Here is a 24,335-nt window from a genome sequence, read left to right on the forward strand (position 1 = left end):
GTAACCTGGCAGAACGTTAGCAACGGACTGCCCTCAGGACTATGTGAAATGGAGCTGACGATGAAACGAACTTTTACCCTACCCAGCCTGATGTTGACCACCGTCACGGCCAATACTTCCGCGCAGTCAGCGGAATTTGCCAGCGCTGACTGCGTAACGGGCCTGAACGAAATTGGCCTGATTTGCGTTAACAACATCTCCGGCAGCCAGCAGGATGTTGAGCACGCCATCGCCGTGCAGGCCGACGAACAGGGCGCGTCCTGGTATCGCATTGTCCAGATGTACGAGGAGCAGCAGCCGGATAACTGGCGGGTACAGGCCATTCTCTATGCCTGAGGCGCCAGGCGTCCGCGTCCCGTTGCCCGTAACAGCAAGTCATCCAGCGTCTGCTCATCCAGCCGCATGCCGCCGCGCGTGTCGAGCATCATACGACACCAGGCCTCTGCCAACGGCGGTGAAGCGAAGCGTAATACCTGCGCGCCAACGCCAAGCAGATAAACCAGCCGGGTAATCTCCCGTCCCTGTTCTTCGTGAGGGCGCCGTAGCCACTGCTGCAGCTGCCGCCACGCCCGATCGAAATGACGATTTTGCCCTTTCACTTCCGCGCACTCCGCCGCCAGAAGCTCAAGCGCCGCCGGCTGCTTGATCAGAACACGCATCACGTCCAGGCACATAATATTCCCTGAACCTTCCCAGATACTGTTTACCGGCATTTCACGATACAAACGCGGCAGTTCACTTTCTTCACAGTAGCCGGAGCCGCCCAGCACCTCCATCGCCTCGGCGACGAAGGCGATACCGGATTTGCAGATAGCAAATTTCGCCGCGGGCGTGAACAACCTTGCCCATAGCGCTTCCTGCACATCATTGCGCCTGTCCCAGGCCCTCGCCAGGCGGAACAGAAAGACGGTTTGCCCTTCCAGCCGCAGCGCCATCTGCCCCAGAACCTGACGCATCATCGGCTGATCGACCAGATTTTTACCAAATGCCTGACGCTGCAGAGCATGGTATAGCGCTACCGAATAGGCCCGGCGCATCAGCGCATGGCTACCCAGCGCACAGTCAAAACGGGTCAGACCGCCCATTTTGAGAATTTGCCGGACGCCATCACCCTCTTCCCCGACCAGCCAGCCGCAGGCATTGAAAAACTCGGCTTCGCTGCTGGCATTCGCGCGGTTGCCCAATTTATCTTTCAGCCTTTCCAGATGTACGCCGTTACGCTGGCCATCCGGCAACAGGCGCGGAACAAAAAAGCAGGAGAGGCCCGCCGGCGCCTGAGCCAGCACCAGATGAGCATCGCTCTGCGGTACGGAGAAAAACCATTTATGCCCAATCAGATGATAAAAGCCTTCGGCTGTCTTCTCCGCACGGGTCGTATTGCTCAGGACATCAGATCCCCCCTGCTTTTCCGTCATCCCCATGCCGATAAGCAGCCCGCGTTTCTGATTTCCCGGTACCAAATGCGGATCGTAGCGATCGCTTAATAGCGGTGATAACCAGTCGCTAAAGGGCCTGGGTAAGGAACGCTGCAGCAATGGAATAGCGGCAAAGGTCATGGTGGTGGGACACAGGGTTCCCGCTTCTACCTGCGCATGCAGCATAAAGCGGGCAGCGCGGGCAACGAAAGAACCTCCGCGAGCATCCTCCTGCCAGGCGAGGTTATGTACCCGGTTAGCGCATAGTCCCTGCATCAGGAGATGCCAGGCGGGATGGAAACGCACATCGTCAAGCCGCGATCCCGTGGCGTCATAGCGCAGCAGTTCCGGCGGGTTGCTGTTGGCCAGGCGCCCCAGCTCCAGAGATTCGGCCGTCCCCAGCTGTTGACCAATGCTCGCCAGCAGATCGCCATCCCAGCCCGCGCCTTCGCGGACGACGGCTTCACGCAGGGCGGTATCGGACAAGAATAAGTTGCTGTTGCACAGCGGCGAGGGTTGGTTAAATACGGTATGAGTTTGCCAGTGCATTATGTTTCCCTCCTTCAATGGCTCTATTCATAAGTATGGACAACGGCGCACTTTCCGTCAGAGAACTCTGTTATAAAGTTCTCTCACAATCAGAAAGGGAATTTCATGATTCATTTAATTATTGAAGCTCGAGAAAATGCGCCGAGCTATATTCCGCTTATCCACCGCCATCTTCCTCATCTCGCGATGAGCGCTATCAAGCAGAACCTGAACGCTTACGGTTACGTCACCTCATTTGATGAAAACAAAATCTGCGATGACATTCTGGAAGAGCAGAACCCCATTGGAAATTTTCTGAATCTCGTCAAAGTATTAAAGCATCGAGGCGCGCAGCTTAAATTCATTAAGCAAACGGGAGATGAACCGGGAGAGGAATTACCCTTGAGCCAGGTCCTGGACTATGTTGAAAAAGGTCTCGACATTGCCCGTCGGATAGAGCGAGAGGATGAACAGGACTGATGAAGATAAGCCATTCCGGAGAATGGCTTATTCAGAAAGAAGAGATTAGCTGCGCTGGCGTACCGCTTCAAACAGGCAAATACCGGTGGCGACCGATACGTTCAGCGACGACACACTACCGGCCATCGGGATGCTGATTAACTCGTCGCAGTGCTCCCGGGTCAGGCGGCGCATGCCTTCACCTTCCGCTCCCATGACCAGCGCCAGCGATCCGGTCATTTTGCTCTGGAACAGCGTATGATCGGCCTCACCGGCAGTACCGACGATCCAGACGTTCTCTTCCTGCAGCAAACGCATGGTACGCGCCAGGTTGGTGACGCGGATCAGCGGGACGTTTTCCGCCGCACCGCAGGCCACTTTTTTCGCCGTGGCATTCAGCTGCGCAGAACGGTCTTTGGGGACAATCACCGCATGCACGCCAGCGGCGTCAGCGCTACGTAAACAGGCGCCGAGGTTGTGCGGATCGGTCACGCCGTCAAGGATCAAAAAGAACGGCTGATCGAGAGAGGCGATCAGATCCGGCAGATCGTTCTCCTGATACTGACGTCCGGGCTTCACGCGGGCAATAATTCCCTGATGAACGGCGCCTTCGCTTTTCTCATCCAGAAACTGGCGGCTGGCGACCTGAATCACCACACCCTGCGCTTCCAGAGCATGGATCAGCGGCATAAGGCGCTTATCCTCGCGGCCTTTCAGAATAAAGACTTCCTGGAAACGCTCAGGAGCACGCTCCAGCAGCGCCTGCACCGCGTGGATGCCGTAAATCATTTCACTCATTTATCTACTCGTTTAGGTTCTGTTTTCAGTCCCTTCACCCCGGTCCCATTACGATTCCGGGAGTCGCCGGGGTAAAGGGATATCATTACTCAGCTATTTTCTTTTTCGCCGCGCGCTTGGCCTTGGTCGCTGCGGCGATCTTCTGGGTTTTCTCCGACGGCTTCTTCGCTTTCTTCTCGCCTTTTGGCTGAGCGGACTTTGCCTGAGGCTGACCTTTCTGTTTGCGGAATGCGCTATCCGGCTCGAAGTTTACCTGCTTGCCCGCCTGACGGCGACGTCCGGAAGATTTACCTGCGCCACCTTTCTTCGCTTTTTCTCGCTCGGTCTTACCGACGTTGCGCGGCGCGCGCTCGCTGGAGATAAGCGAGAAGTCAATTTTACGCTCGTCCATGTTGACCGCTTCAACGCGCACTTCCACGCGATCGCCCAGTCGATAGGTCTGGCCGCCGGATTCACCAATCAGACGCTGCCCGACCTGATCGAAGCGGTAGTAGTCGTTATCGAGAGAAGAGACGTGCACCAGGCCATCAATAAACAGCTCATCCAGACGGACGAAGAAACCAAAGCCGGTCACGCTGGCAATCACGCCCTTAAAGACGTTACCCACCTGATCCAACATGAAGTCACACTTCAGCCAGTCCGAAACATCGCGCGTCGCTTCATCAGCACGACGCTCGGTCATCGAACAGTGCGCTCCCAGCTGCAGCATCTCGTCCATGCTGTAGTGCCAGCCGCCGGTCTCGGTGCTATTGCCTTTATGTCCCTGCTCTTTCGCCAGTAAATACTTGATCGCGCGATGCAGCGAAAGGTCAGGATAGCGGCGAATCGGCGAGGTGAAGTGGGCATAGGATTGCAGCGCCAGACCAAAGTGGCCACGGTTTTCCGGGTCGTATATTGCCTGTTTCATCGACCGCAGCAGCATGGTTTGCAGCATCTCTGCATCCGGACGATCGGCGATAGAGGTCAGTAATTCCGCATAGTCGCGCGGCTCCGGCTTGTTGCCGCCAGGCAGTTCAAGCCCTAGCTCCGCGAGCACCGAACGGAATGCGGTAATCGCTTCCGTACTCGGTTTGTCATGGATACGGAACAGCGCCGGTTCCTCGGCCTTCTCAACGAAGCGCGCAGCGGAGATGTTCGCCAGGATCATGCACTCTTCAATCAGCTTGTGCGCGTCGTTACGCTGAGTCTGCTCAATACGTTCAATGCGGCGTTCAGCATTAAAGATGAATTTAGCTTCTTCACTCTCAAATGAGATACCGCCGCGCTCTTCACGCGCGCCGTCCAGCACTTTGTAGAGGTTATGCAGCTCTTCAATATGCTTAACCAGCGGCGCGTACTGCTCGCGCAGATCCTGGTCGCCCTGCAGCATATGCCAGACTTTGGTATAGGTCAGACGGGCATGGGAGCTCATCACCGCTTCGTAGAATTTGAAGCCGGTCAGACGCCCCTTGGCCGAAATCGTCATTTCACAAACCATACAGAGCCTGTCGACCTGAGGATTCAGTGAACACAGGCCGTTAGAGAGCACTTCAGGCAGCATCGGAACCACCTGAGACGGGAAGTAGACCGACGTGCCGCGGCTACGCGCCTCGCCATCCAGCGGCGTACCCGGGCGCACGTAGTAGCTCACATCGGCGATCGCCACCCACAGACGCCAGCCACCGCCGCGTTTCTTCTCGCAGTACACGGCATCATCAAAGTCACGGGCGTCTTCGCCATCAATGGTGACCAGCGGCAGGCTGCGTAAATCAACGCGCCCTTTTTTCGCCTCTTCAGGTACCTGTTCTTTCAGGCCGGCAACCTGTTTCTCGACCGCTGGCGGCCAGACGTAGGGAATTTCATGGGTGCGCAGGGCCATATCGACCGCCATACCGGTACCCATATTGTCGCCAAGTACCTCAACGATCTTGCCGACCGCTTTGGTGCGGCGGGTTGGACGCTGGGTCAGCTCAACCACCACGACAAATCCCATCCGCGCGCCCATGATCTGTTCCGGGGGGATCAGGATATCGAAGCTCAAGCGGCTGTCATCCGGCACCACGAAGCCAACGCCCGCATCGGTAAAGTAGCGGCCCACAATCTGACCCGTTTTGGGCACCAGTACGCGGACAATACGCGCTTCCCGACGGCCTTTACGGTCGGCGCCCAGCGGCTGCGCCAGCACCTGATCGCCGTGAATGCAGGTTTTCATCTGCTCGGACGACAGATACAGGTCATCTTTACGGCCTTCAACGCGCAGGAAGCCATAACCATCACGATGACCGATAACGGTCCCTTTCAGCAGATCAAGACGTTCCGGCAGCGCATAGCACTGACGACGTGTAAAGACCAGTTGACCATCGCGTTCCATTGCACGCAATCTGCGGCGCAATGCTTCTTGTTGTTCTTCGCCTTCAATATTCAGCTCTATTGCCAGCTCATCTCGGCTAGCCGGTTTTTCGCGTTTTGCTAAATGATCGAGGATAAATTCCCGGCTCGGGATTGGATTAGCGTATTTTTCAGATTCGCGGTCCAGGAAAGGATCTTGTGACATGTCGGTTCCTCCGTTGTCATCTCCAGTGAAGTTTACGTCACTCCACCAGTAATAATTTATAAAGCGGTTGATTCTTTTCAACCAAATCGGCCAGCGTGTAGTTATCCAGTTCCTTGAGAAAACTTTGCGCGGCTTCAGCAAGCGCCTGTTTAAGACGACAGGCGGGCGTAATATGGCAAAATTCGCTGCTGCAGTTGACCAACGAGAGCGGCTCAAGATCGCGAACAACATCCCCCACGCGAATCATATTTGCCGGTTTCCCCAGACGAATGCCCCCATTTTTTCCCCGTACCGCGGTCACGTACCCCACGCGACTTAGCTGATTGATTATTTTAACCATATGATTACGGGAAACGCCGTAAACCTCCGTCACTTCGGAGATGCTGGTCATTCTTCCATCCGGTAGCGACGCCATATAAATCAGCGCGCGTAATCCGTAATCAGTGAAACTCGTTAACTGCACAATCAACCTCAGGGAAAAGAAAAACAGAGTGCGTCGGTAGACGTAATTACTATTGATGATAAACCAGCCAGCGCTCAGGCCGCTAATTTATTTAAATGGGGCGGGCGAACAGCAAAAACAAGAGGCGCCTTAACGGCGCCCCTGGAGATAATTACGCGTCGAACGGATCGCGCAAAATCATCGTCTCGGTACGGTCAGGACCGGTAGAGATAATATCAACCGGTACACCGGTCAGCTCTTCAATGCGTGCGATGTAGTTCAGCGCTGCCTGCGGCAGGCCGCTGCGCTCTTTCACACCAAAGGTGGTTTCAGACCAGCCCGGCATGGTTTCATAAATCGGCTCGATGCCTTCCCAGTTGTCAGCAGCCAGCGGAGTGGTTGTCACTTCGCGGCCATCCGGCATACGGTAGGCAACGCAGATTTTAACTTCTTTCAGGCCGTCCAGGACGTCCAGCTTAGTCAGGCAGAAACCCGACAGGGAGTTAATCTGCACCGCGCGGCGTACCGCCACGGCATCCAGCCAACCGGTACGACGACGACGGCCGGTGGTGGCGCCAAACTCGTTACCCTGCTTGCACAGGAACTCGCCGGTTTCATCAAACAGCTCAGTCGGGAACGGACCTGCGCCTACGCGAGTGGAGTAGGCTTTAATGATACCCAGCACGTAGTCTACATAACGCGGACCCAGACCGGAGCCGGTCGCAACGCCACCGGCGGTGGTGTTGGAGGAGGTCACGTACGGGTAGGTGCCGTGGTCGATATCCAGCAGCGTACCCTGCGCGCCTTCAAACATGACGAAATCGCCACGCTTACGCGCCTGGTCGAGCAGATCGGAAACGTCAACAACCATCGCGGTCAGGATGTCGGCAATCGCCATCACGTCATCCAGAACTTTCTGGTAATCAACCGCTTCGGCTTTATAGAAATTCACCAACTGGAAGTTGTGATATTCCATCACTTCTTTCAGTTTCTCAGCGAAGGTGGCTTTATCAAACAGATCGCCAACGCGCAGACCGCGGCGAGCCACTTTATCTTCGTAAGCCGGGCCGATACCGCGACCGGTCGTACCGATAGCTTTCGCGCCACGCGCTTTTTCACGGGCGACATCCAGCGCGACGTGATATTCGAGGATAAGCGGGCAAGCTTCAGAAAGCAGCAGACGCTCGCGAACAGGGATACCACGGTCTTCCAGACCTTTCATCTCTTTCATCAGCGCAGCCGGAGACAGTACAACACCGTTACCGATGATGCTGGTGACATTCTCGCGAAGAATACCTGATGGAATGAGATGGAGGACGGTTTTTTCACCGTTGATTACGAGAGTATGGCCGGCGTTGTGACCACCCTGGTAGCGCACAACATATTTAGCCCGTTCAGTCAGGAGATCGACGATCTTCCCTTTACCTTCGTCACCCCATTGGGTGCCCAGTACGACGACGTTGTTACCCATTTTTCAAAATCACCGTTTGCTTAAAAATGGATTCTACCATCGCTTTTTCAGAGTTACAGCACTTTTTGCACTCGAAAGACGGGAAATTAGTCTACTTTACGCTCAGCCAATCGTTTTCCTCAACATGTAGTAGATGACGATGCCAGCAACCACAAGACCACCGCCAAACCGGCGTAATAAATTATCCGGTAATTGACTCATCGTGGCGACCATTCGACGCCAGGCTCGCGGGTAAAGCAGCGGCCCGAGTCCTTCGAGTACTAAAACCAGCGCAAGCGCCAGCCAGATTGTTGAGTTCATTATTTACCCTTATTTATACGCCGCCCGATACAGCACCCGATGCTAGTCAATGCTGTGTTTATCCTCATTTCACATTGTCAGTTATTTCATCATCATTATGAACTAATTTTATGAAACAAAATCCATAACCCATTGTATTGAAGGTTTTTTTTAAATTGCAAGTATGCATAGCGTATCAAGATTCGATACGAGCATAAGATAATCAGGAGGATTATTATGAGAGAATTAACCGCAACTGAAATCAACGCTGTAAGCGGCGCGGGCTGGCTGCAAGATAGGCTGGCTTCACTGGGTGGTAAGACAGGCTCTGCAGTATGGTCACTCGGCAGTACTCTGAGCGTTGACTTACCTATCCTTGGCACAATCAATCTGTCGACCATCGCGCCAGGGCTTGGAGAAACTATCGGTAGTACGATAGGTTCAACAATCGGCGGTGTGATTGAAAGCACGCTAGCAAGCGTACCGTTATTCGGTGGGCTGATAAATAAATTGCTTGGCAACTAATTTAGCTCAGTTGTAAAAAAGGCGCCTTACAAGGCGCCTTTTCACTTATTCCATCTACGAACGCTTATTAGCGAGCCGCCGCCGTAGGTGATTTCATATAGCGGAAGAAATCGCTGTCCGGGCTGAGAACCATCACATCCTGATTGCTCTGGAAGCTGTTCTCGTACGCACGCAGGCTACGGATAAAGGCATAGAAGCCCGGATCCTGACTGAATGCGTCAGCAAACAATTTCGCCGACTCAGCGTCGCCTTCACCGCGCAGGATACGTCCCTGACGCTCGGCTTCCGCCAGCGTTTTGGTCACTTCATAATCCGCGGTCGCGCGCAGTTTTTCAGCTTCTTCCTGCCCTTGCGAACGATGGCGACGGGCAACCGCTTCACGCTCGGCGCGCATACGGTTGTAGATCGCTTCAGACACTTCAGCCGGCAGGTTGATCTGTTTGATTCGCACGTCGACGACTTCAATACCCAGCGCCGCCATACTGTTCGGGTTGATCACCTGAACCTTACCGTTGGTTTCTGCTTCAATACGCTCTGCCGCTTTGGCAATCGCGTCATCGGCAGCCGGCGTGCTGACTTCATCTTCCGTGCCCGCAGAGCCTGAGTTCAGGGCATCGCGCACTTCCAGGGTCAGACGACCGCGGGAGTCGGTCACGATGTCTTTCACATCGAGACGGCCAATTTCAGAACGCAGACGGTCAGAGAATTTACGTTTCAGCAGCACCTCGGCCTGGGAGATATCACCGCCGCCGGTTGCCAGGTAGTAACGGCTAAAGTCGCTGATGCGCCACTTGATGTAGGAGTCAACGATCAGGTCTTTCTTCTCTTTGGTGACGAAGCGGTCAGCCTGATTGTCCATCGTCTGGATACGCGCATCGAGCATCTTCACAGACTCAATAAACGGAATCTTGAAGTGCAGTCCTGGCGCGTACACCAGAGGTTTGTTTTCATCGTCGCGCAGAACTTTACCAAAACGCAGCGTGATCCCGCGCTCGCCCTCTTTAACAACAAAGATGGACATGTAGAGCACCACCAGCACGATGACAATTATCGCGATAACAGATTTACGCATCGTTATTCCCCCTGACGCTGGTAGTCGTTACGCTGCGCGTTGGCGCGGCGTTGGTCCATAATGGTGCCTCCCGTAGAGGTAGAAGCGTTGCTGGCGCTGTTTGAGCTGGATGCAGGCGGCAGACGCAGCAGATCGCTTGCGCCACTGCTATCGCTCTTTGCCGCCGGCGCGCCGGCGCCTTTAAGCATCTGATCCAGAGGCAGAACCATCAGGTTGCTCCCCTTATCGTTAACCAGCACTTTGCGCGTATGGCTCAGCACTTTTTCCATGGTTTCGATATATAGACGCTCGCGGGTAATTTCCGGAGCCGCTTTATACTCAGGCAGGATTTTCGCAAAGCGAGCCACTTCACCCTGAGCTTCAAGAACGGTCTGGGTCTTGTATGCGCGAGCTTCTTCCAGAATACGCTGCGCCTGACCGTTAGCCCGCGGCTGAACTTCGTTGGTGTAAGCTTCCGCTTCACGAATGTACTGCTGTTCGTTTTCACGTGCGGCAATCGCATCATCAAACGCGGCTTTTACTTCTTCCGGCGGACGAGCCGTCTGGAAGTTGACGTCCAGCAGGGTAATCCCCATGTTGTACGGACGAATGGTCTCTTCCAGCTCACGCTGAGTATCGCTACGAATGACGGTACGTCCTTCAGTCAGGATACGGTCCATGGTGTATTTACCGATCACGCCGCGCAGGGCGCTGTCGGTAGCCTGACGCAGGCTGTCGTCCGCGCTGGTGACGCTGAACAGATAGCGTTCCGGATCGGTCACGCGGTACTGCACGTTCATCTCAACGCGCACGACGTTTTCGTCAGACGTCAGCATGACGCCGGAAGCCGCCAGTTCACGGACCGACTCAACGTTAACCGCCTGAACGCTATCAATGAAGGTCGGTTTCCAGTTAAGGCCAGGCTCAACCAGATGGCTAAATTTACCAAAGCGAGTGACGACGCCACGTTCAGCTTCTTTAATGGTATAAAAACCGCTGGCTGCCCAGATAATAACCGCAGCGGCGGCAACGATGCCGACGATACGCCCGCCCATTGGCCCACGAGGTCCCTGAGAGCCGCTACCGCCGCCCAGTCCACCTTTTCCGCCACCCAGGCCGCCAAGTTTTTTGCTTAGCTTACGGAAGATATCATCCAGATCGGGAGGTCCCTGATCGCGACCGCCTTTATTGCCATTTCCCCCAGAGTTGCCGCCTTGGTTATTGCTGCTTCCCCACGGGTCGCGGTCCTGTCCGTTATTACCGGGCTGATTCCACGCCATGTATATGCTCCATATTTGTTTTTGATATCCCCACAGGGGTTAATATCTTCAGGCAAGCTGCAAGGTCAAATCACGTATTCAACCAGCGCTGGCTCTTGTTTACAGAGGCGACGCCAGTCAACGATCGGCATGCGCACCTGCAGACCAACGCTACCGTCATCCTCCATCCACTCTTTCTCTATCGCCTGAAGCTGATAGAACCGGCTTCTCAACCGGCCTTCCTGCGGCGGCAGGCGCAGCGTGTGCTGCGCCACTTCACCAGAAAGCCGTTCCGTCAAAGCCTGAAAAAGCAGCGGTACACCAACCCCGGTCTGGGCGGAAAGCCAGACCCGAATCGGTTTATTTTCTTCATCCCGATCGATACGCGGCTCAAAATCATCCAGCATGTCGATTTTATTCATAACCAGCAGCGTCGGGATCTCATCGGCCTCGATTTCCGCGAGCACCGTATTTACCGCGTCAATGTTTTCCTGCACGCGCACATCGGCCGCATCAATGATATGCAGCAGCAGCGTCGCCTGGCGCGTCTCCTGGAGCGTCGCTTTAAACGCGGCCACCAGGTCGTGCGGCAGGTGGCGGATAAAACCTACGGTATCCGCCAGTACGGTTTCGCCAACATCAGGGACATCAATGCGGCGCAGCGTTGGATCCAGAGTAGCGAACAGCTGGTTCGCAGCATAGACCTCGGCTTCAGTTATCTGGTTGAACAACGTGGATTTACCGGCGTTGGTATAACCGACCAGCGACACGGTTGGAATATCGGCTTTAGCGCGTGACCGCCGTCCCTGCTCGCGCTGTTTTTCAACTTTTTCCAGCCGCGCCAGGATCTGCATAATGCGGTTACGCAGCAAACGGCGGTCAGTTTCGAGCTGGGTTTCACCCGGGCCGCGCAAACCAATCCCGCCTTTCTGTCTTTCAAGGTGGGTCCAGCCGCGAACGAGGCGAGTCGCCATGTGGCGCAGCTGCGCCAGCTCGACCTGTAGTTTCCCTTCGTGGGTACGCGCTCGCTGGGCAAAAATATCTAAAATCAGGCCGGTACGATCGATAACCCGACATTCGCATAAGCGCTCCAGGTTTCGTTCCTGTGCCGGACTCAGGGCATGATCGAAGAGCACGACCGATGCTCCGGTCGCTTTTACGGCTTCCGCAATTTCGACAGCTTTACCTTCACCAACAAAATACTTCGGGTGCGGTGCTTTACGGCTACCGGTAATCACCTGCATTGCTTCGACACCGGCGGAAGAGGCCAGAGTTTCAAACTCCTGGAGATCTTCCATATCTTTGTCTTGCGAAAAATAGATGTGTACCAGTACCGCCTGCTCACCGGCATCATAACGGTCAAACAAGCGTAAACCCCTTATAAAATACCAGCGGGGAACGCAGAAAACCTGGCTCCCCGACGTGGAAAAACAGCATCGGCCTTATTCGGCGTCTTCGCTGTCTTGCTGCGGCGCAGAAGAACCCTGCGCACCACCACCGTGGTGATAGTTGTTTGTACCGCCACCAGCATTGTTGCTGTGGTGTGACACCGGGCGAGACGGGACAACAGTAGAAATTGCGTGCTTATAGACCATCTGGCTGACCGTGTTTTTCAACAGGATCACGAACTGATCGAAAGACTCAATTTGCCCTTGCAGCTTAATACCATTCACCAAATAAATAGAAACCGGAACACGTTCCCGACGCAAAGCGTTCAGGAACGGATCTTGTAAAGATTGCCCCTTAGCCATTCTCTCTTTTCCTTATATGTATGCTTGTTTTGTACTCAGAACCTTACGATTCTTAAAAAAATTACGCACGATACCTGTTCAATTGTACACGTTCAGTCCAGGCTAGCACCAACAACCTGTAATACTTTGTTGAACGCTTGTTCAGGTTGTTCACTGTCTAACCAGTGAATACCTTCCCAACCGCGCAGCCAGGTAACCTGACGTTTAGCCAACTGTCTCGTGGCGCAAACACCTCGATAAACCATTTCATCATACGGGATCTCGCCATTTAGGTACGACCACATCTGGCGATATCCGACACAACGAATGGAAGGCATATCCGTATGCAAATCTCCCCGGGCAAAAAGCGCCCGCACTTCTGCTTCAAAACCTGAAGCCAACATCTGATGAAAACGCTGTTCTATGCGCTGATGGAGCAGTTCACGGCTCGCCGGGGCGATGGCGAACTGGTGCACCTTATACGGCAGAGCATCACCTGACGTTTGCGTCAGCTCCGTTAAAGTTTTACCCGAAATGAAAAAAACTTCCAGTGCTCGGGAAAGTCTTTGCGGATCATTTGGATGAATACGCGCGGCGGCAACCGGATCAATTTCCTGTAGCTGCTGGTGCAACGCGTTCCATCCTTGCTCTGCGGCCTGTTGCTCGATCCTGGCCCTGACCTCAGGGTCAGCCGAGGGTAGAGGCGACAACCCTTCCAACAACGCCTTGAAATACAACATCGTTCCGCCAACCAGTAGCGGAATACGCCCCGCGGCAACAATATCAGCCATCTCAGCCAGCGCATCACGACGAAAATCCGCTGCGGAATAAGCCTCAGCCGGATCAAGAATATCCAGCAGCCGATGCGGCGCAGCGCTTAGCTCCGCGGCATCCGGCTTGGCCGTGCCGATGTCCATTCCTCGATAAATGAGGGCTGAATCAACGCTAATCAACTCTACTGGCAAAACTTTACGTAAGGCGATCGCCAATGCGGTTTTACCAGAGGCCGTCGGGCCCATTAAAAATATTGCCTTAGGCAGGCTTGCCTCGGTTACATCACTCATCTTTCAGGGCATTCATCGCCGAATGTAAATCAACAGGTTGTAACAGACCACCCGGCGGCGCTTTAACCAGCTGCGGACATAAGCGCTCAATATCCGCCAGGACGGCAATCGCCTGCGCCATATTCCACTGCGCATGCTCGCTCGCCAGGTTACGCGCCATCCACTGGGCAATATTGCCGACGTCGACGGTTTTTTGCTGCGCCAGGTAGCCTATCAGTTCAGGAATCAAGATTTGTAAATTTTGTTGTCTTAAGGGTAAAGGCACTGCGCGGATCGTCACGTGGTGCACATCGGACTGGAGTTCAATCCCGACCTCTGCCAGCGCAGACTGCGCCTGCTTGAGCGCGTCTTTTTCCTCTTCGGACACTTTTATCCGCAGCGGGATAAGCAACGGTTGGGCGCAAACCGCCTCTGCGCCCGGCGTCAGCTGTGCCTGGCGCAGCCAGCGCTCAGCGACCGGCAGGGCCAGCAGCGCTAACTTACCGTCGCGCTCCAGCAGCGCGCAGTCGCTATCGATAATCGTCAGCACGCGGCCAAAGCTTTGGCTATGACCTGACAGGCCTTCCGCCGTCGGTGTGGGAGATTTGGGTTTGCGCTCCGCGACAGGAGTATCCAGCAGTTGGCGGTAGAGCGCACCCTGCTGTTTTTGATAGCCTGGCTGCGCATGCGGCCAGCCGGCTCCACCAGTTGAAGATGGCCCCGACGAACCGCTGGCGTTAAAGCGCGGCGCGGCGGGCTCATCACGATACCGGGGAGCCGCGTTTTCACGCGCGACCGCCGGCTGGGCAAAATGATTGCCGCCTGCCGCAATGCGGTTTTCCGGCACCTGCCGCGGTGCGGACTCATCGCCCTCTTCCGCCAACGGTACATCCAGCTGCTGCTGCAGGACGCTCAGCACGCCCTGATAGATAAAATCGTGCACCAGGCGCGACTGATGAAAACGCACTTCATGTTTGGCCGGGTGAACGTTCACATCCACCTGATGCGGATCTATCTTCAGGTACAGCACAAAAGCAGGCTGCTGATCGGCCCCCAGTTTATCTTCACAAGCCTGACGGATCGCGTGATTAATCAGGCGATCGCGCATCATCCGCCCATTGACGTAGCAATATTGAATCTCCGCCAGCGTCGGATTGGTATGCAGAGGATCGGCCACCCAGCCGCTGAGGGTAAGATCGCCATGCTGCCACTCAATTGCCAGGGCATGTTCGAGAAAGGGTATACCGCAGATCGCGCCCAGACGCCGCTCACGCTGGCCGTCCTGCGATACCGCCCGGTACTGACGCACGACTTTACCATTGTGGCTGAGGTTGATAGTGACGTCGAAACGCGCCAGCGCGATGCGCCGGACGATTTCGTCAATATGGCCAAATTCGGTTTTCTCGGTGCGCATAAACTTGCGCCGGGCGGGGGTGTTATAAAACAGGTCCAGCACTTCAAGCGTTGTCCCCACCGGGTGCGCCGCTGGCTTCACGGTGACCGCCTGATCGCGCCCTTCGGCATAGGCCTGCCAGGCCTCCTGCTGATCCTCGGTACGCGAGGTCAAGGTCAGGCGAGCCACTGAGCTAATACTGGCCAGAGCTTCGCCGCGAAAGCCGAGGCTAATGATCGCCTCAAGGTCGTCCAGCGAAGCAATTTTACTGGTGGCGTGACGGGCCAGCGCTAGCGCCAGCTCGTCTTTTTTAATGCCGCAGCCGTTATCGCGAATGCGGATTAACTTCGCCCCGCCGCGCTCAATATCAATGTCGATGCGCGTCGCCCCGGCATCGAGGCTATTTTCCACCAGCTCTTTGACCACCGAAGCCGGTCGTTCCACCACTTCACCTGCGGCAATCTGGTTGGCGAGCTGCGGCGGTAGAACCTGAATCGGCATGGCCGTCTCCTTAATTTAACAACGTCCCATCAGACGAACCTGCGCTGGCGGTCTGCGCGGCTGCTCCGCGCGGCGCGGATTGCAGAGGATGCTGCATAAAGTAGTTACGCAGACCGTTATAAATCGCCTCTGCGACCTGTTGCTGATAGGCATCGCTGCCCAACAGCCGCTCCTCGCCTGTATTACTAATAAAACCTGTTTCGACAAGGATCGACGGGATATCCGGCGAGCGCAGTACACCCAGGCTGGCATGCTCGGGGCGGCGCTTATGTAAATCGCCGATCCGCTGCAGTTGGCTCAGCACATTGGTCGCCACATCATACCCGACGCGCTGGGAATGGCCGAACTGTAAATCCAGCACCGCCTGGCTCAGGTAAGGGTCAGACTGGCTGTTGGCCAGTACATCGCCCGCGCCGCCCAGCAGCTCGGACTGCTTCTCATGCTGTTCGAGCCAGCCGGCCATCTCGCTGTTCGCGCGGCGGTTGGAAAGCACCCAAACCGAGGCTCCGGTGGCATCGCGATTCGGCGCGGCGTCGGCGTGAATTGAGACAAGGAAATTGGCGTTTTGCTTACGCGCGACGTCAGATCTTCCCATGACTGAAATAAAGTAATCGCCGTCGCGCGTCAGCACCGGCCTGAACTGAGGGTCGGCATTCAATAGCGCGCGGAGCTTACGCGCAATGGCAATAGTCACATTCTTCTCTTTCGTGCCATTCGGGCCAATAGCGCCCGGATCCTGGCCGCCGTGACCGGCATCAATGGCGATAATCACTTTATCATCGGAGGACACGGGACGCGCAGCGCGACGCGTTACGCTACTCGTGCTGGTCACCGCAGTAAGTCGGTCGTTATCGGCTTTAAACGGGTTACGTGCGGGTTCGCTCGGACGCACGGGCTGCGCCACGGGCCTTTCCGCCTGTCTAACCACCACCGGCTGCGGCGGTGGCGGAGGCGGCTCGTCGGCGTTAATCGTAAACACCACGGTGTAGTTAGAGCCGTTCTGCTGTTTCACCGCGCGGGTTTTGCCATCGGCAGTTAAATCCACCAACAAGCGCAGCGACTGCGTATCCTGCGGCGTCCCGGAACGAATGCTTTTTACCAGATTATTGCCGCTAAACTGCAGCGGTAGCCCCTGGAGTACGCCGGTCTGTTTGATATCCAGCGCCACGATGCGTTTGCCCTGGGGGCTAAACGAATATTCAGGCTCGCCGATAAAACTAATGGTAATACGGGCCTGCCGATCTCCATTTGAGACCTGGATATCGGATAAACTTGCCGCAGTAGCCTGAATGCTAAACAGCATCAGTGCGGCAGCCAGCCAACTGGTTATGCGATACATCATCCCGTCGTCCTTCAGGCTAATTAGCCAAACGCGCCAATAAAGACTTACCCAATGAGGAGACCGCGGTTACGCGCGCCTCACGCCCTTGTGCCTGATACTCAAGGTGAATTTCAACATCCGGGTCCGGCAGTACTCCCGTGCCCTGCTGCGGCCATTCCACCAGGCAGATAGCATCGTCAGTAAAATAATCGCGGATCCCCATAAACTCGAGTTCCTCAGGATCCGCCAGGCGATACAGATCGAAGTGATAGACCATCAAATTATCGAGACTGTAAGGCTCGACGAGGGTGTAGGTTGGGCTTTTAACGTTGCCACGGTGACCGAGAGCCTGAAGGAAACCGCGGCTAAAGGTGGTCTTACCCGCCCCTAAATCGCCATACAAATAGATGACCGTCGCGCCAGTGCATGCCTGCGCGACGCGGTTGCCAAGGCTTAAAGTCGCCTGCTCATCGGGTAAAGGAATCACTCGGTTAATCATGGTCTACGTCAATCACATCCGGGTTAACAACACGCCTGAGCGTGGAAAAAAGATCGGTCGCCAGCATTCCGCGGGTGCCATGTCTCGCCGCCAGCCGATCGGCAGCTTCGCCATGAGCAACGCATCCGGCGCAGGCAGCATCATACGGCGTCAGGCGCTGGCCTAACAACGCGGCGATAATACCGGTCAGCACATCGCCCATCCCGCCGCTGGCCATCCCAGCGTTACCGGCGTCGATAATAGCCATTTCGCCCGTTTCGCTCGCCACGATCGTTCCTGCACCTTTTAGCACCACAACGCCACCATAACGTTTTACCAGACGTTGTGCAGAATGTAAGCGATCGCTTTCAATTTCTGCCACACTCACGTTCAGCAGACGGGCGGCTTCGCCGGGATGCGGCGTCAGCACGCGATTGTGACGTTTATCGGGATTGATTGCCAGCAGGTTCAGCGCATCCGCATCCCAGACCATCGGTTTGCGAAAATTCTCCGCCTGGCGCAGCGCATTCTTACCCCACTCGCTCTGACCAAGACCCGGCCCAATCGCGACGACATCCGCCCATTGCAGGCTTTCCTCAAGCGCGCGGGATGTCAGTTCATGGACCATCAGCTCCGGCCTGGCGGTCAGAACGGGGGCGATATTATCCTTATGAGTCAGGACGCGCACCAGCCCTGCGCCCGCACGCAGCGCCGCTTCCCCGCTCATCCGAATGGCTCCCGCCGTACCCGGTTCGCCGCCAATAATCACCAGCTTACCGTGGTCGCCTTTGTGCGAGGTTGGGCGTCGTGGCGGCAGCCAGTCGGAAAGCTGCGAGGCATCGAATCGACTGATTGCCGTCGTCTGGCCTGCCAGCCAGCGGTCAAGCCCTAAAGCGTGATGATGCAGGCGGCCCACGACATCGCGAGCTTTGCCGGTCAGCAGCCCCGGCTTAAGCGCAATAAACGTGATGGTATGAGCGGCATGGATAACCGCGCCTGGCGTCGTACCTGTCTGCGCGTTCAGACCTGAGGGGATATCGAGCGCGACAACCGGCACCGGATAAGCGTTAGCATGCGCGATAAGCTCAGCGACGTTTTCCCGGGGCGCGCTCTGTAGCCCGGTACCGAGCAGACCGTCAATAATCAATGTGATATCTTCAGGCCAGACGATGTTCGCGGCGTGAATCGACCCGCCGGCATTGAGCCACTCTTCACGCGCCAGGCTGGCCTCTTCCGGCAGCGGCTTCTCGCTCTCCAGCGCCAGCAGCGTGACCTGAATCCCGCGCGCCTGCGCCAGGCGCGCCACCACGTAGCCGTCTCCGCCGTTATTACCGTGGCCGCAAAGAATCAGCCAGTGCTGGCTTCCTGGATACTGTTCGCAGGCAAGTTCAAAAGCCGCTTCGCCCGCACGGCGCATCAGCTCATATAACGTCAGCCCAAGGGCATCCGCCGCCTCTTTTTCCGCCCGCCGTAGCGCCTCCGCCGGCCAGATGATATGTGGTATACTGTCGGTGTTTTTCGTCATCGTATGGTCCATCATGTCACAGCCCCTCGATCTCAATCATTTAGCGCAGCAAATCAAACAGTGGGGCACAGAGCTGGGGTTCCAGCAGGTCGGTATTACCGATACCGATCTCAGCGCCAGCGAACCTAAACTGCAGGCGTGGCTGGATAAACAATACCACGGCGAAATGGAGTGGATGGCGCGCCATGGCATGATGCGCGCGCGCCCTCATGAACTCCAGCCAGGTACCTTACGCGTGATTAGCGTGCGGATGAACTATCTGCCTGCTAATGCCGCTTTCGCCCGCACCCTGAAAGATCCCGCGCGGGGTTACGTTAGCCGTTACGCCCTCGGACGGGACTATCATAAGCTGTTACGTCATCGCCTGAAAAAATTAGGTGAGATGATTCAGGCGCAGTGTGCTTCGCTCAATTTTAGACCTTTTGTCGATTCCGCGCCGATTCTTGAACGCCCTTTAGCCGAAAAAGCAGGGCTGGGATGGACAGGTAAGCACTCACTCATCCTCAGCCGCGATGCCGGCTCGTTCTTTTTCCTCGGCGAGCTACTGATCGACCTCCCTCTCCCCATCGACCAACCCGTCGAGGAAGAGTGCGGGCGCTGCGTGGCCTGCATGACTATCTGCCCAACCGGCGCCATCGTCGAGCCCTATACCGTCGATGCCCGACGCTGTATCTCCTATCTGACGATTGAACTGGAAGGCGCCATCCCGGAAGAGTTCCGCCCGCTGATCGGTAACCGCATCTACGGCTGCGATGATTGCCAGCTGATTTGCCCGTGGAACCGCTTCGCGCAGCTGACTGATGAAGACGATTTCAGCCCGCGCAAAGCGTTGCATGCCCCAGAGCTACTGGAGCTTTTCACCTGGAGCGAGTCATATTTTCTAAAAGTGACGGAGGGATCGGCTATTCGCCGTATTGGCCATCTGCGCTGGCTACGTAATATTGCCGTCGCGCTGGGCAATGCGCCCTGGGATGAAGCCAACCTCAAGGCGCTGGAGAGCCGCCGGGGTGAGCACCCACTTCTCGATGAACACATCGAGTGGGCGATGACGCAGCAAATGGCAAAACGAAATGCCAATGTGGTTGAGGTGCAATTGCCCAAGAAGCTACGGCTGGTCAGGGTGGTTGAAAAAGGGCTACCGCGCGACGCCTGATTCATTCACAGGGTGTGAATAAAAATAAAAACACATTGCGTTTCAACGGGCAGACGTTCGTCAAGTGATCGGATTAACACTTTGAAATGAAATTTAACCCTTACGTTTCAGGCACATATAAGAATACTATTTACATAGTGAAGTGTTTTCCTGAGAAAAGACGAAAGACTAACCTGTGGATAACTCTGTTCACAGTATTTTCAGGACATCGCGAAAAGCATCCATGACGCGTAGTTGCGCTGTGGATAAACTGAATATGAGAAGAAATTTGGAGCGGGAAACGAGACTCGAACTCGCGACCCCGACCTTGGCAAGGTCGTGCTCTACCAACTGAGCTATTCCCGCTTGGGTGTGGTAACTTTCAAATTTTGGAGCGGGAAACGAGACTCGAACTCGCGACCCCGACCTTGGCAAGGTCGTGCTCTACCAACTGAGCTATTCCCGCTTAATCTTTGTCTTTCAAGTCGCTTCTGCGTTAGCTGCTTTATCGCAACTCGAAATCCTGTGATTAGGATGGTACTTTCAAATTTTGGAGCGGGAAACGAGACTCGAACTCGCGACCCCGACCTTGGCAAGGTCGTGCTCTACCAACTGAGCTATTCCCGCATACTTCTGGCCATATTTCTATGGCGTCGTGATTTGCATTTCTGCTTCGTCACGGGAGGCGCATTATACGAGAATTCGATTTACCTGCAACCCCCCTGAGCGCAATTTTTTTCGTTTTTGGTTTAAGTGACCACTTTATCACCACACACCGGCCTGAATTGTCTAAATAACCAGCAAATGCGGCAAAATCACTTTTTCCGGGCCCGCTAAAGGCGCAAAATCGCTCAAGTTTATAGGCGGATATCGCCCGCTGACGGTCAACAACGATGACAACCAGGGAAATAAAATGAAAAAAGCGCTTACCGTCCTGCTGCTGGCCACGCTTGCCACAGGAACAGCATCGGCAACAACGCTACATTTTGGGACAACGACGGCCAATCCGCCGTATGAAACCGTCAATGGTAAAAATCTGCCCACGGGTTTTGATATCGACCTGGCCAACGCGCTGTGCAAGCAGATGCAGGTCGAGTGCAAATTCACTCCCCAGGGGTTCGATACCCTCATCCCGGCGCTGCGCTTTAAGAAATTCGACGCCGTGATTGCCGGTATCGAAGTGATTCCAATGCGAGAAAAGCAGGTTGCGTTCAGCCATCCCTATCGTCAGGCGCTGTCCGGCGTAGTTGTCACAGCGAAAGACGCCGCCCACACCTTTGCCGATCTGAAGGATAAAAAAATCGGCGTCGTAAAAGGCACCCTTCATCAGCGCTATCTGCGGGACAAACAAAAAGCCGTGCATGCGGTGCCTTACGACAGCGACGAAAGCGCTCTGAGCGCGCTGAAAGAAGGCGTCATTAGCGGCGTGATGGGCGATCAGGAGACGTTAACGAAATGGCTCCAGGATAACCCCGACTACGCCATGATGGACGAACGCGCCACGGATCCCGGCTACTACGGTAAGCAGTACGCCATTGCGGTACGTAAAGACGATCCTGAGCTGCTGAATAACATTAATGCCGCTCTGGAAGTCGTAAAAGCCTCACCGGAGTTTCAGGCCATGGAACAGAAGTGGTTTAAATAGGCAGGGGAATGTCCGGGGCGTTCTTGGCCCCGGCACGGGCGTTAAAGCTTAATAAAGTGTTCGCGATAGTAGGCCAGTTCCGCGACCGATTCGCGAATATCGTCCATCGCCTGGTGCGTACCTTGTTTCTTAAAGCCGTCGAGAATTTCCGGCTTCCAGCGACGAGCCAGCTCTTTCAGCGTACTGACGTCCAGGTAACGGTAATGGAAATATGCTTCCAGCTCCGGCATATATTTAAACAGGAAGCGACGATCCTGGCCGATGCTATTGCCGCAGATTGGCGACTTACCTGCCGGTACCCACTTTTTGAGGAATTCGATAGTCGCCAGTTCGGCTTCACGATCGCCCTGGGTACTCGCCTTCACCCGTTCCACCAGCCCGCTGCCGGTATGGGTACGCACGTTCCACTCGTCCATCAGCGCCAGCTGCGCGTCTGACTGGTGTACCGCAATCGTCGGCCCTTCCGCCAGAATGTTCAGATTCGCGTCGGTCACCAGGGTGGCGATTTCGATGATGCGATCGCGCTCCGGATCCAGCCCCGTCATTTCAAGATCGATCCAAATCAGGTTGTTTTCATCTGCACTCATGTTATTTTCCACCCTTCTTACGTCACTATATTCATCTAAAATAGCGTGTATCATAGAGGTTTTGCCCGTACAGGGCGACCAGGAGCCAGTTCGATTGAGTAAAAATAAACTCTCCAAAGGCCAACAGCGCCGCGTGAAGGCCAACCACCAGCGCCGCCTGAAAACGACTTCGGAGAAGGCCGATTTTGACGACAACCTGTTCGGTGAAAAATCTGAAGGGACAGTCATTAGCCGCTTTGGCATGCATGCCGATGTCGAATCCGCCGACGGTAGCGTCCACCGTTGCAACATACGCCGCACTATCCGTTCGCTGGTCACCGGCGATCGCGTGGTCTGGCGGCCTGGCAAAAGCGAAGCTGACGGCGTCAACGTTAAGGGCATCGTCGAGGCCGTCCATGAACGAACTTCCGTACTGACGCGTCCGGATTTCTATGACGGCGTCAAACCCATCGCCGCCAATATCAATCAGATTGTCATTGTTTCCGCGATTTTGCCTGAGCTTTCTCCGAATATTATCGACCGCTATCTCGTGGCCTGCGAAGCGCTAAACGTCGAGCCGTTGATCGTACTTAACAAGATCGATCTGCTGGATCAGGAGAGCATGGCCTTCGTCAACGAGCAAATGGATATTTATCGCCATATTGGTTACCGCGTACTGATGGTCTCCAGCCGCACGCAGGATGGCCTGAAGCCGCTTGAAGAGGCGCTCACCGATCGTATCAGTATCTTTGCCGGGCAGTCAGGGGTAGGCAAATCCAGCCTGCTGAACGCGCTGCTGGGCCTGCATGATGACCAAATCCTCACCAATGACGTTTCGGACGTCTCAGGACTGGGGCAGCACACCACCACGGCCGCGCGCCTGTACCACTTCCCGCACGGCGGCGATGTGATTGATTCGCCGGGCGTACGCGAGTTTGGTTTGTGGCATCTCGACGCGGAACAAATCACCCACGGCTTTGTCGAATTCCATGATTATTTAGGCCGGTGCAAATACCGCGACTGCAAGCACGACAATGACCCGGGCTGCGCCATTCGCGAAGCGGTTGAGAAGGGTGAAATCGCCGAAAGCCGGTTTGAAAACTACCATCGCATTCTGGAAAGCATGGCGCAGGTACAGGTAAAAACGCGTAAAAGCTTTTCATCAACCGATGACTGACATTTAAGCTGAGCATCGTTAGAATCGTCCCCCTTTTTTCAGGCTCCGCTGCTCCGCGGGGCCAGGAACGACAAATAATGGCCTGGAGGCTACCTTGTTAAACGATCTTAAACTTTCACTGCAATACATTCTGCCTAAACTGTGGCTCACCCGCCTCGCAGGCTGGGGTGCACGCAAACGAGCAGGCTGGCTGACAAAACTGGTCATCGATCTGTTCGTGAAATATTACAAGGTCGATATGAAAGAGGCGCAAAAGCCTGATACCGCCAGCTACCGTACCTTTAACGACTTCTTCGTTCGTCCGCTGCGCGACGACGTGCGTCCGTTAAATACCGACCCGAGCGTGCTGGTGATGCCCGCCGACGGCGTCATCAGCCAACTGGGCGCCATTGAAGACGACAAAATTTTGCAGGCTAAGGGCCATAACTACAGCCTGGAAGCGCTGCTGGCCGGTAACTACCAGATGGCGGACCTGTTCCGTAACGGCAGCTTCGTCACCACCTATCTTTCGCCGCGCGATTACCACCGCGTGCATATGCCATGCAACGGTATTCTGCGCGAAATGATCTACGTGCCGGGGGATCTGTTCTCCGTAAACCACCTGACCGCACAAAACGTGCCGAATCTTTTTGCTCGCAACGAGCGCGTCATCTGCCTGTTCGATACTGAGTTTGGTCCTATGGTGCAAATCCTCGTCGGTGCCACCATCGTCGGCAGCATCGAAACCGTGTGGTCCGGTACCGTCACGCCGCCGCGCGAAGGCATCATTAAGCGCTGGACCTGGCCTGCTGGTGATAGCGAAGGCTCTGTCGCCCTGCTGAAAGGCCAGGAAATGGGCCGCTTTAAACTGGGCTCCACGGTGATCAACCTATTTTCGCCAGGCAAGGTGACGCTGATTGAGCAGTTACACAGCCTGTCGGTCACTAAAATAGGCCAGCCGCTGGCAACCGCGCCTGAAGCCGTAGCGCCGGCCGAGCCCGCGCCGCTGGCAGAAGAAGAAGTCCGCGCGGAACACGCCGCCAGTCCGCTGGTTGACGATAAACAAGACAAAGGTTAATTCCTGA

23 protein-coding genes and 3 tRNA genes are annotated in these 24,335 nt (G+C 55.4%); 7 read left to right on the top strand and 19 right to left on the bottom strand.

Annotated features, from left to right (window positions below; all coding sequences use genetic code 11):
- The first annotated feature begins 60 nt into the window (after window positions 1-60).
- On the top strand, window positions 61-336 hold the full coding sequence (yjfN, locus tag K7H21_RS25435) for a DUF1471 family protease activator YjfN (RefSeq protein ID WP_014227626.1): 276 nt from the start codon (window positions 61-63) through the stop codon (window positions 334-336).
- On the opposite strand, the gene K7H21_RS25440 is transcribed toward yjfN, so the two are convergent.
- Entirely contained in the window at window positions 327-1,964 is a 1,638-nt protein-coding gene (locus K7H21_RS25440; RefSeq protein ID WP_049115778.1) for an isovaleryl-CoA dehydrogenase, read from the bottom strand. The genes yjfN and K7H21_RS25440 overlap by 10 nt on opposite strands.
- Before the next feature lie 105 nt (window positions 1,965-2,069).
- On the opposite strand from K7H21_RS25440, the gene K7H21_RS25445 reads away from it, so the two are divergent.
- Window positions 2,070-2,423 (top strand): hypothetical protein, encoded by a 354-nt coding sequence (locus K7H21_RS25445; RefSeq protein WP_049115780.1) that lies wholly within the window; start codon window positions 2,070-2,072, stop codon window positions 2,421-2,423.
- A gap of 45 nt (window positions 2,424-2,468) precedes the next feature.
- On the opposite strand, the gene rlmB is transcribed toward K7H21_RS25445, so the two are convergent.
- The 5 genes from rlmB to K7H21_RS25470 form a co-directional block, all read right to left on the bottom strand.
- Window positions 2,469-3,200, bottom strand: a complete 732-nt coding sequence (gene rlmB, locus K7H21_RS25450; RefSeq protein WP_004109129.1) for a 23S rRNA (guanosine(2251)-2'-O)-methyltransferase RlmB — start codon at window positions 3,198-3,200, stop codon at window positions 2,469-2,471.
- 85 nt (window positions 3,201-3,285) lie between these two features.
- Entirely contained in the window at window positions 3,286-5,733 is a 2,448-nt protein-coding gene (gene rnr, locus K7H21_RS25455) for a ribonuclease R (RefSeq protein ID WP_049115782.1), read from the bottom strand.
- A gap of 37 nt (window positions 5,734-5,770) precedes the next feature.
- On the bottom strand, window positions 5,771-6,196 hold the full coding sequence (gene nsrR, locus K7H21_RS25460) for a nitric oxide-sensing transcriptional repressor NsrR (protein ID WP_004097980.1): 426 nt from the start codon (window positions 6,194-6,196) through the stop codon (window positions 5,771-5,773).
- A 151-nt stretch (window positions 6,197-6,347) separates the two neighbouring features.
- Complete coding sequence (locus K7H21_RS25465) at window positions 6,348-7,646, bottom strand: adenylosuccinate synthase (protein ID WP_004097979.1); 1,299 nt, start codon at window positions 7,644-7,646, stop codon at window positions 6,348-6,350.
- 102 nt (window positions 7,647-7,748) lie between these two features.
- The gene (locus tag K7H21_RS25470) at window positions 7,749-7,946 is read right to left on the bottom strand and encodes a DUF2065 domain-containing protein (RefSeq protein ID WP_004097978.1); all 198 of its coding nucleotides are present in this window, start codon (window positions 7,944-7,946) and stop codon (window positions 7,749-7,751) included.
- 216 nt (window positions 7,947-8,162) lie between these two features.
- Between K7H21_RS25470 and K7H21_RS25475 the strand changes: the two genes are divergently transcribed.
- On the top strand, window positions 8,163-8,450 hold the full coding sequence (locus K7H21_RS25475) for a hypothetical protein (protein WP_223035452.1): 288 nt from the start codon (window positions 8,163-8,165) through the stop codon (window positions 8,448-8,450).
- A 67-nt stretch (window positions 8,451-8,517) separates the two neighbouring features.
- Here K7H21_RS25475 and hflC read toward each other — a convergent pair whose 3' ends face one another.
- The 9 genes from hflC to nnr all read right to left on the bottom strand — a co-directional run bounded on the left by hflC (window position 8,518) and on the right by nnr (window position 18,751).
- Window positions 8,518-9,522 (bottom strand): protease modulator HflC, encoded by a 1,005-nt coding sequence (gene hflC, locus K7H21_RS25480; protein WP_004128087.1) that lies wholly within the window; start codon window positions 9,520-9,522, stop codon window positions 8,518-8,520.
- 2 nt (window positions 9,523-9,524) lie between these two features.
- Window positions 9,525-10,781 carry an FtsH protease activity modulator HflK gene (hflK, locus tag K7H21_RS25485; protein WP_004128085.1) on the bottom strand — a complete coding sequence of 419 codons (1,257 nt, stop codon included), beginning with the start codon at window positions 10,779-10,781 and terminating at the stop codon, window positions 9,525-9,527.
- A gap of 65 nt (window positions 10,782-10,846) precedes the next feature.
- Complete coding sequence (gene hflX, locus K7H21_RS25490; protein ID WP_004128082.1) at window positions 10,847-12,127, bottom strand: ribosome rescue GTPase HflX; 1,281 nt, start codon at window positions 12,125-12,127, stop codon at window positions 10,847-10,849.
- Between the two features lie 75 nt (window positions 12,128-12,202).
- On the bottom strand, window positions 12,203-12,511 hold the full coding sequence (hfq, locus tag K7H21_RS25495) for an RNA chaperone Hfq (RefSeq protein WP_004097968.1): 309 nt from the start codon (window positions 12,509-12,511) through the stop codon (window positions 12,203-12,205).
- Between the two features lie 92 nt (window positions 12,512-12,603).
- A complete protein-coding gene (miaA, locus tag K7H21_RS25500; protein ID WP_032695150.1) occupies window positions 12,604-13,554 on the bottom strand; it encodes a tRNA (adenosine(37)-N6)-dimethylallyltransferase MiaA in 951 nt (316 codons plus the stop codon).
- A complete protein-coding gene (mutL, locus tag K7H21_RS25505; protein ID WP_223035453.1) occupies window positions 13,547-15,427 on the bottom strand; it encodes a DNA mismatch repair endonuclease MutL in 1,881 nt (626 codons plus the stop codon). Before mutL ends, miaA begins: the two co-directional genes overlap by 8 nt.
- Window positions 15,428-15,437: 10 nt before the next feature.
- Window positions 15,438-16,769, bottom strand: coding sequence for an N-acetylmuramoyl-L-alanine amidase AmiB (gene amiB / locus K7H21_RS25510; RefSeq protein WP_223035454.1), 1,332 nt, complete (start codon window positions 16,767-16,769; stop codon window positions 15,438-15,440).
- 16 nt (window positions 16,770-16,785) lie between these two features.
- A complete protein-coding gene (tsaE, locus tag K7H21_RS25515; RefSeq protein WP_004128070.1) occupies window positions 16,786-17,247 on the bottom strand; it encodes a tRNA (adenosine(37)-N6)-threonylcarbamoyltransferase complex ATPase subunit type 1 TsaE in 462 nt (153 codons plus the stop codon).
- Window positions 17,240-18,751 carry a bifunctional ADP-dependent NAD(P)H-hydrate dehydratase/NAD(P)H-hydrate epimerase gene (gene nnr / locus K7H21_RS25520; RefSeq protein WP_223035915.1) on the bottom strand — a complete coding sequence of 504 codons (1,512 nt, stop codon included), beginning with the start codon at window positions 18,749-18,751 and terminating at the stop codon, window positions 17,240-17,242. The genes tsaE and nnr overlap by 8 nt, the downstream gene beginning before the upstream one ends.
- Window positions 18,752-18,764: 13 nt before the next feature.
- Here nnr and queG point away from each other — a divergent pair, with 13 nt between their 5' ends.
- Window positions 18,765-19,904, top strand: a complete 1,140-nt coding sequence (queG, locus tag K7H21_RS25525) for a tRNA epoxyqueuosine(34) reductase QueG (protein WP_024360250.1) — start codon at window positions 18,765-18,767, stop codon at window positions 19,902-19,904.
- Between the two features lie 269 nt (window positions 19,905-20,173).
- Here queG and K7H21_RS25530 read toward each other — a convergent pair.
- The 3 genes from K7H21_RS25530 to K7H21_RS25540 form a co-directional block, all read right to left on the bottom strand.
- Window positions 20,174-20,249 (bottom strand) — tRNA-Gly (locus tag K7H21_RS25530).
- Window positions 20,250-20,273: 24 nt separating this feature from the next.
- A tRNA-Gly gene (locus K7H21_RS25535) sits at window positions 20,274-20,349 on the bottom strand.
- Between the two features lie 85 nt (window positions 20,350-20,434).
- Window positions 20,435-20,510 (bottom strand) — tRNA-Gly (locus K7H21_RS25540).
- A gap of 286 nt (window positions 20,511-20,796) precedes the next feature.
- Here K7H21_RS25540 and K7H21_RS25545 point away from each other — a divergent pair.
- Window positions 20,797-21,528 (top strand): arginine ABC transporter substrate-binding protein, encoded by a 732-nt coding sequence (locus K7H21_RS25545; RefSeq protein WP_004128062.1) that lies wholly within the window; start codon window positions 20,797-20,799, stop codon window positions 21,526-21,528.
- Window positions 21,529-21,569: 41 nt separating this feature from the next.
- Here K7H21_RS25545 and orn read toward each other — a convergent pair whose 3' ends face one another.
- A complete protein-coding gene (orn, locus tag K7H21_RS25550; protein ID WP_004097954.1) occupies window positions 21,570-22,115 on the bottom strand; it encodes an oligoribonuclease in 546 nt (181 codons plus the stop codon).
- Window positions 22,116-22,209: 94 nt separating this feature from the next.
- On the opposite strand from orn, the gene rsgA reads away from it, so the two are divergent.
- Window positions 22,210-23,271, top strand: coding sequence for a small ribosomal subunit biogenesis GTPase RsgA (gene rsgA / locus K7H21_RS25555; protein WP_004128058.1), 1,062 nt, complete (start codon window positions 22,210-22,212; stop codon window positions 23,269-23,271).
- A gap of 94 nt (window positions 23,272-23,365) precedes the next feature.
- Window positions 23,366-24,328, top strand: coding sequence for an archaetidylserine decarboxylase (asd, locus tag K7H21_RS25560; protein ID WP_004128055.1), 963 nt, complete (start codon window positions 23,366-23,368; stop codon window positions 24,326-24,328).
- Window positions 24,329-24,335: the final 7 nt, after the last annotated feature.

This window comes from Klebsiella sp. CTHL.F3a (assembly GCF_019890895.1).
GTDB lineage: Bacteria > Pseudomonadota > Gammaproteobacteria > Enterobacterales > Enterobacteriaceae > Klebsiella > Klebsiella grimontii.

Excerpts from the sequence above, each read along its gene's own strand:
- yjfN (WP_014227626.1), top strand. The coding sequence starts at position 61 with ATGAAACGAACTTTTACCCTACCCAGCCTGATGTTGACCACCGTCACG.
- K7H21_RS25440 (WP_049115778.1), bottom strand. The coding sequence starts at position 1,964 with ATGCACTGGCAAACTCATACCGTATTTAACCAACCCTCGCCGCTGTGC.
- K7H21_RS25445 (WP_049115780.1), top strand. The coding sequence starts at position 2,070 with ATGATTCATTTAATTATTGAAGCTCGAGAAAATGCGCCGAGCTATATT.
- rlmB (WP_004109129.1), bottom strand. The coding sequence starts at position 3,200 with ATGAGTGAAATGATTTACGGCATCCACGCGGTGCAGGCGCTGCTGGAG.
- rnr (WP_049115782.1), bottom strand. The coding sequence starts at position 5,733 with ATGTCACAAGATCCTTTCCTGGACCGCGAATCTGAAAAATACGCTAAT.
- K7H21_RS25465 (WP_004097979.1), bottom strand. The coding sequence starts at position 7,646 with ATGGGTAACAACGTCGTCGTACTGGGCACCCAATGGGGTGACGAAGGT.
- K7H21_RS25470 (WP_004097978.1), bottom strand. The coding sequence starts at position 7,946 with ATGAACTCAACAATCTGGCTGGCGCTTGCGCTGGTTTTAGTACTCGAA.
- K7H21_RS25475 (WP_223035452.1), top strand. The coding sequence starts at position 8,163 with ATGAGAGAATTAACCGCAACTGAAATCAACGCTGTAAGCGGCGCGGGC.
- hflC (WP_004128087.1), bottom strand. The coding sequence starts at position 9,522 with ATGCGTAAATCTGTTATCGCGATAATTGTCATCGTGCTGGTGGTGCTC.
- hflK (WP_004128085.1), bottom strand. The coding sequence starts at position 10,781 with ATGGCGTGGAATCAGCCCGGTAATAACGGACAGGACCGCGACCCGTGG.
- hfq (WP_004097968.1), bottom strand. The coding sequence starts at position 12,511 with ATGGCTAAGGGGCAATCTTTACAAGATCCGTTCCTGAACGCTTTGCGT.
- miaA (WP_032695150.1), bottom strand. The coding sequence starts at position 13,554 with ATGAGTGATGTAACCGAGGCAAGCCTGCCTAAGGCAATATTTTTAATG.
- mutL (WP_223035453.1), bottom strand. The coding sequence starts at position 15,427 with ATGCCGATTCAGGTTCTACCGCCGCAGCTCGCCAACCAGATTGCCGCA.
- amiB (WP_223035454.1), bottom strand. The coding sequence starts at position 16,769 with ATGATGTATCGCATAACCAGTTGGCTGGCTGCCGCACTGATGCTGTTT.
- tsaE (WP_004128070.1), bottom strand. The coding sequence starts at position 17,247 with ATGATTAACCGAGTGATTCCTTTACCCGATGAGCAGGCGACTTTAAGC.
- nnr (WP_223035915.1), bottom strand. The coding sequence starts at position 18,751 with ATGACGAAAAACACCGACAGTATACCACATATCATCTGGCCGGCGGAG.
- queG (WP_024360250.1), top strand. The coding sequence starts at position 18,765 with ATGTCACAGCCCCTCGATCTCAATCATTTAGCGCAGCAAATCAAACAG.
- K7H21_RS25545 (WP_004128062.1), top strand. The coding sequence starts at position 20,797 with ATGAAAAAAGCGCTTACCGTCCTGCTGCTGGCCACGCTTGCCACAGGA.
- orn (WP_004097954.1), bottom strand. The coding sequence starts at position 22,115 with ATGAGTGCAGATGAAAACAACCTGATTTGGATCGATCTTGAAATGACG.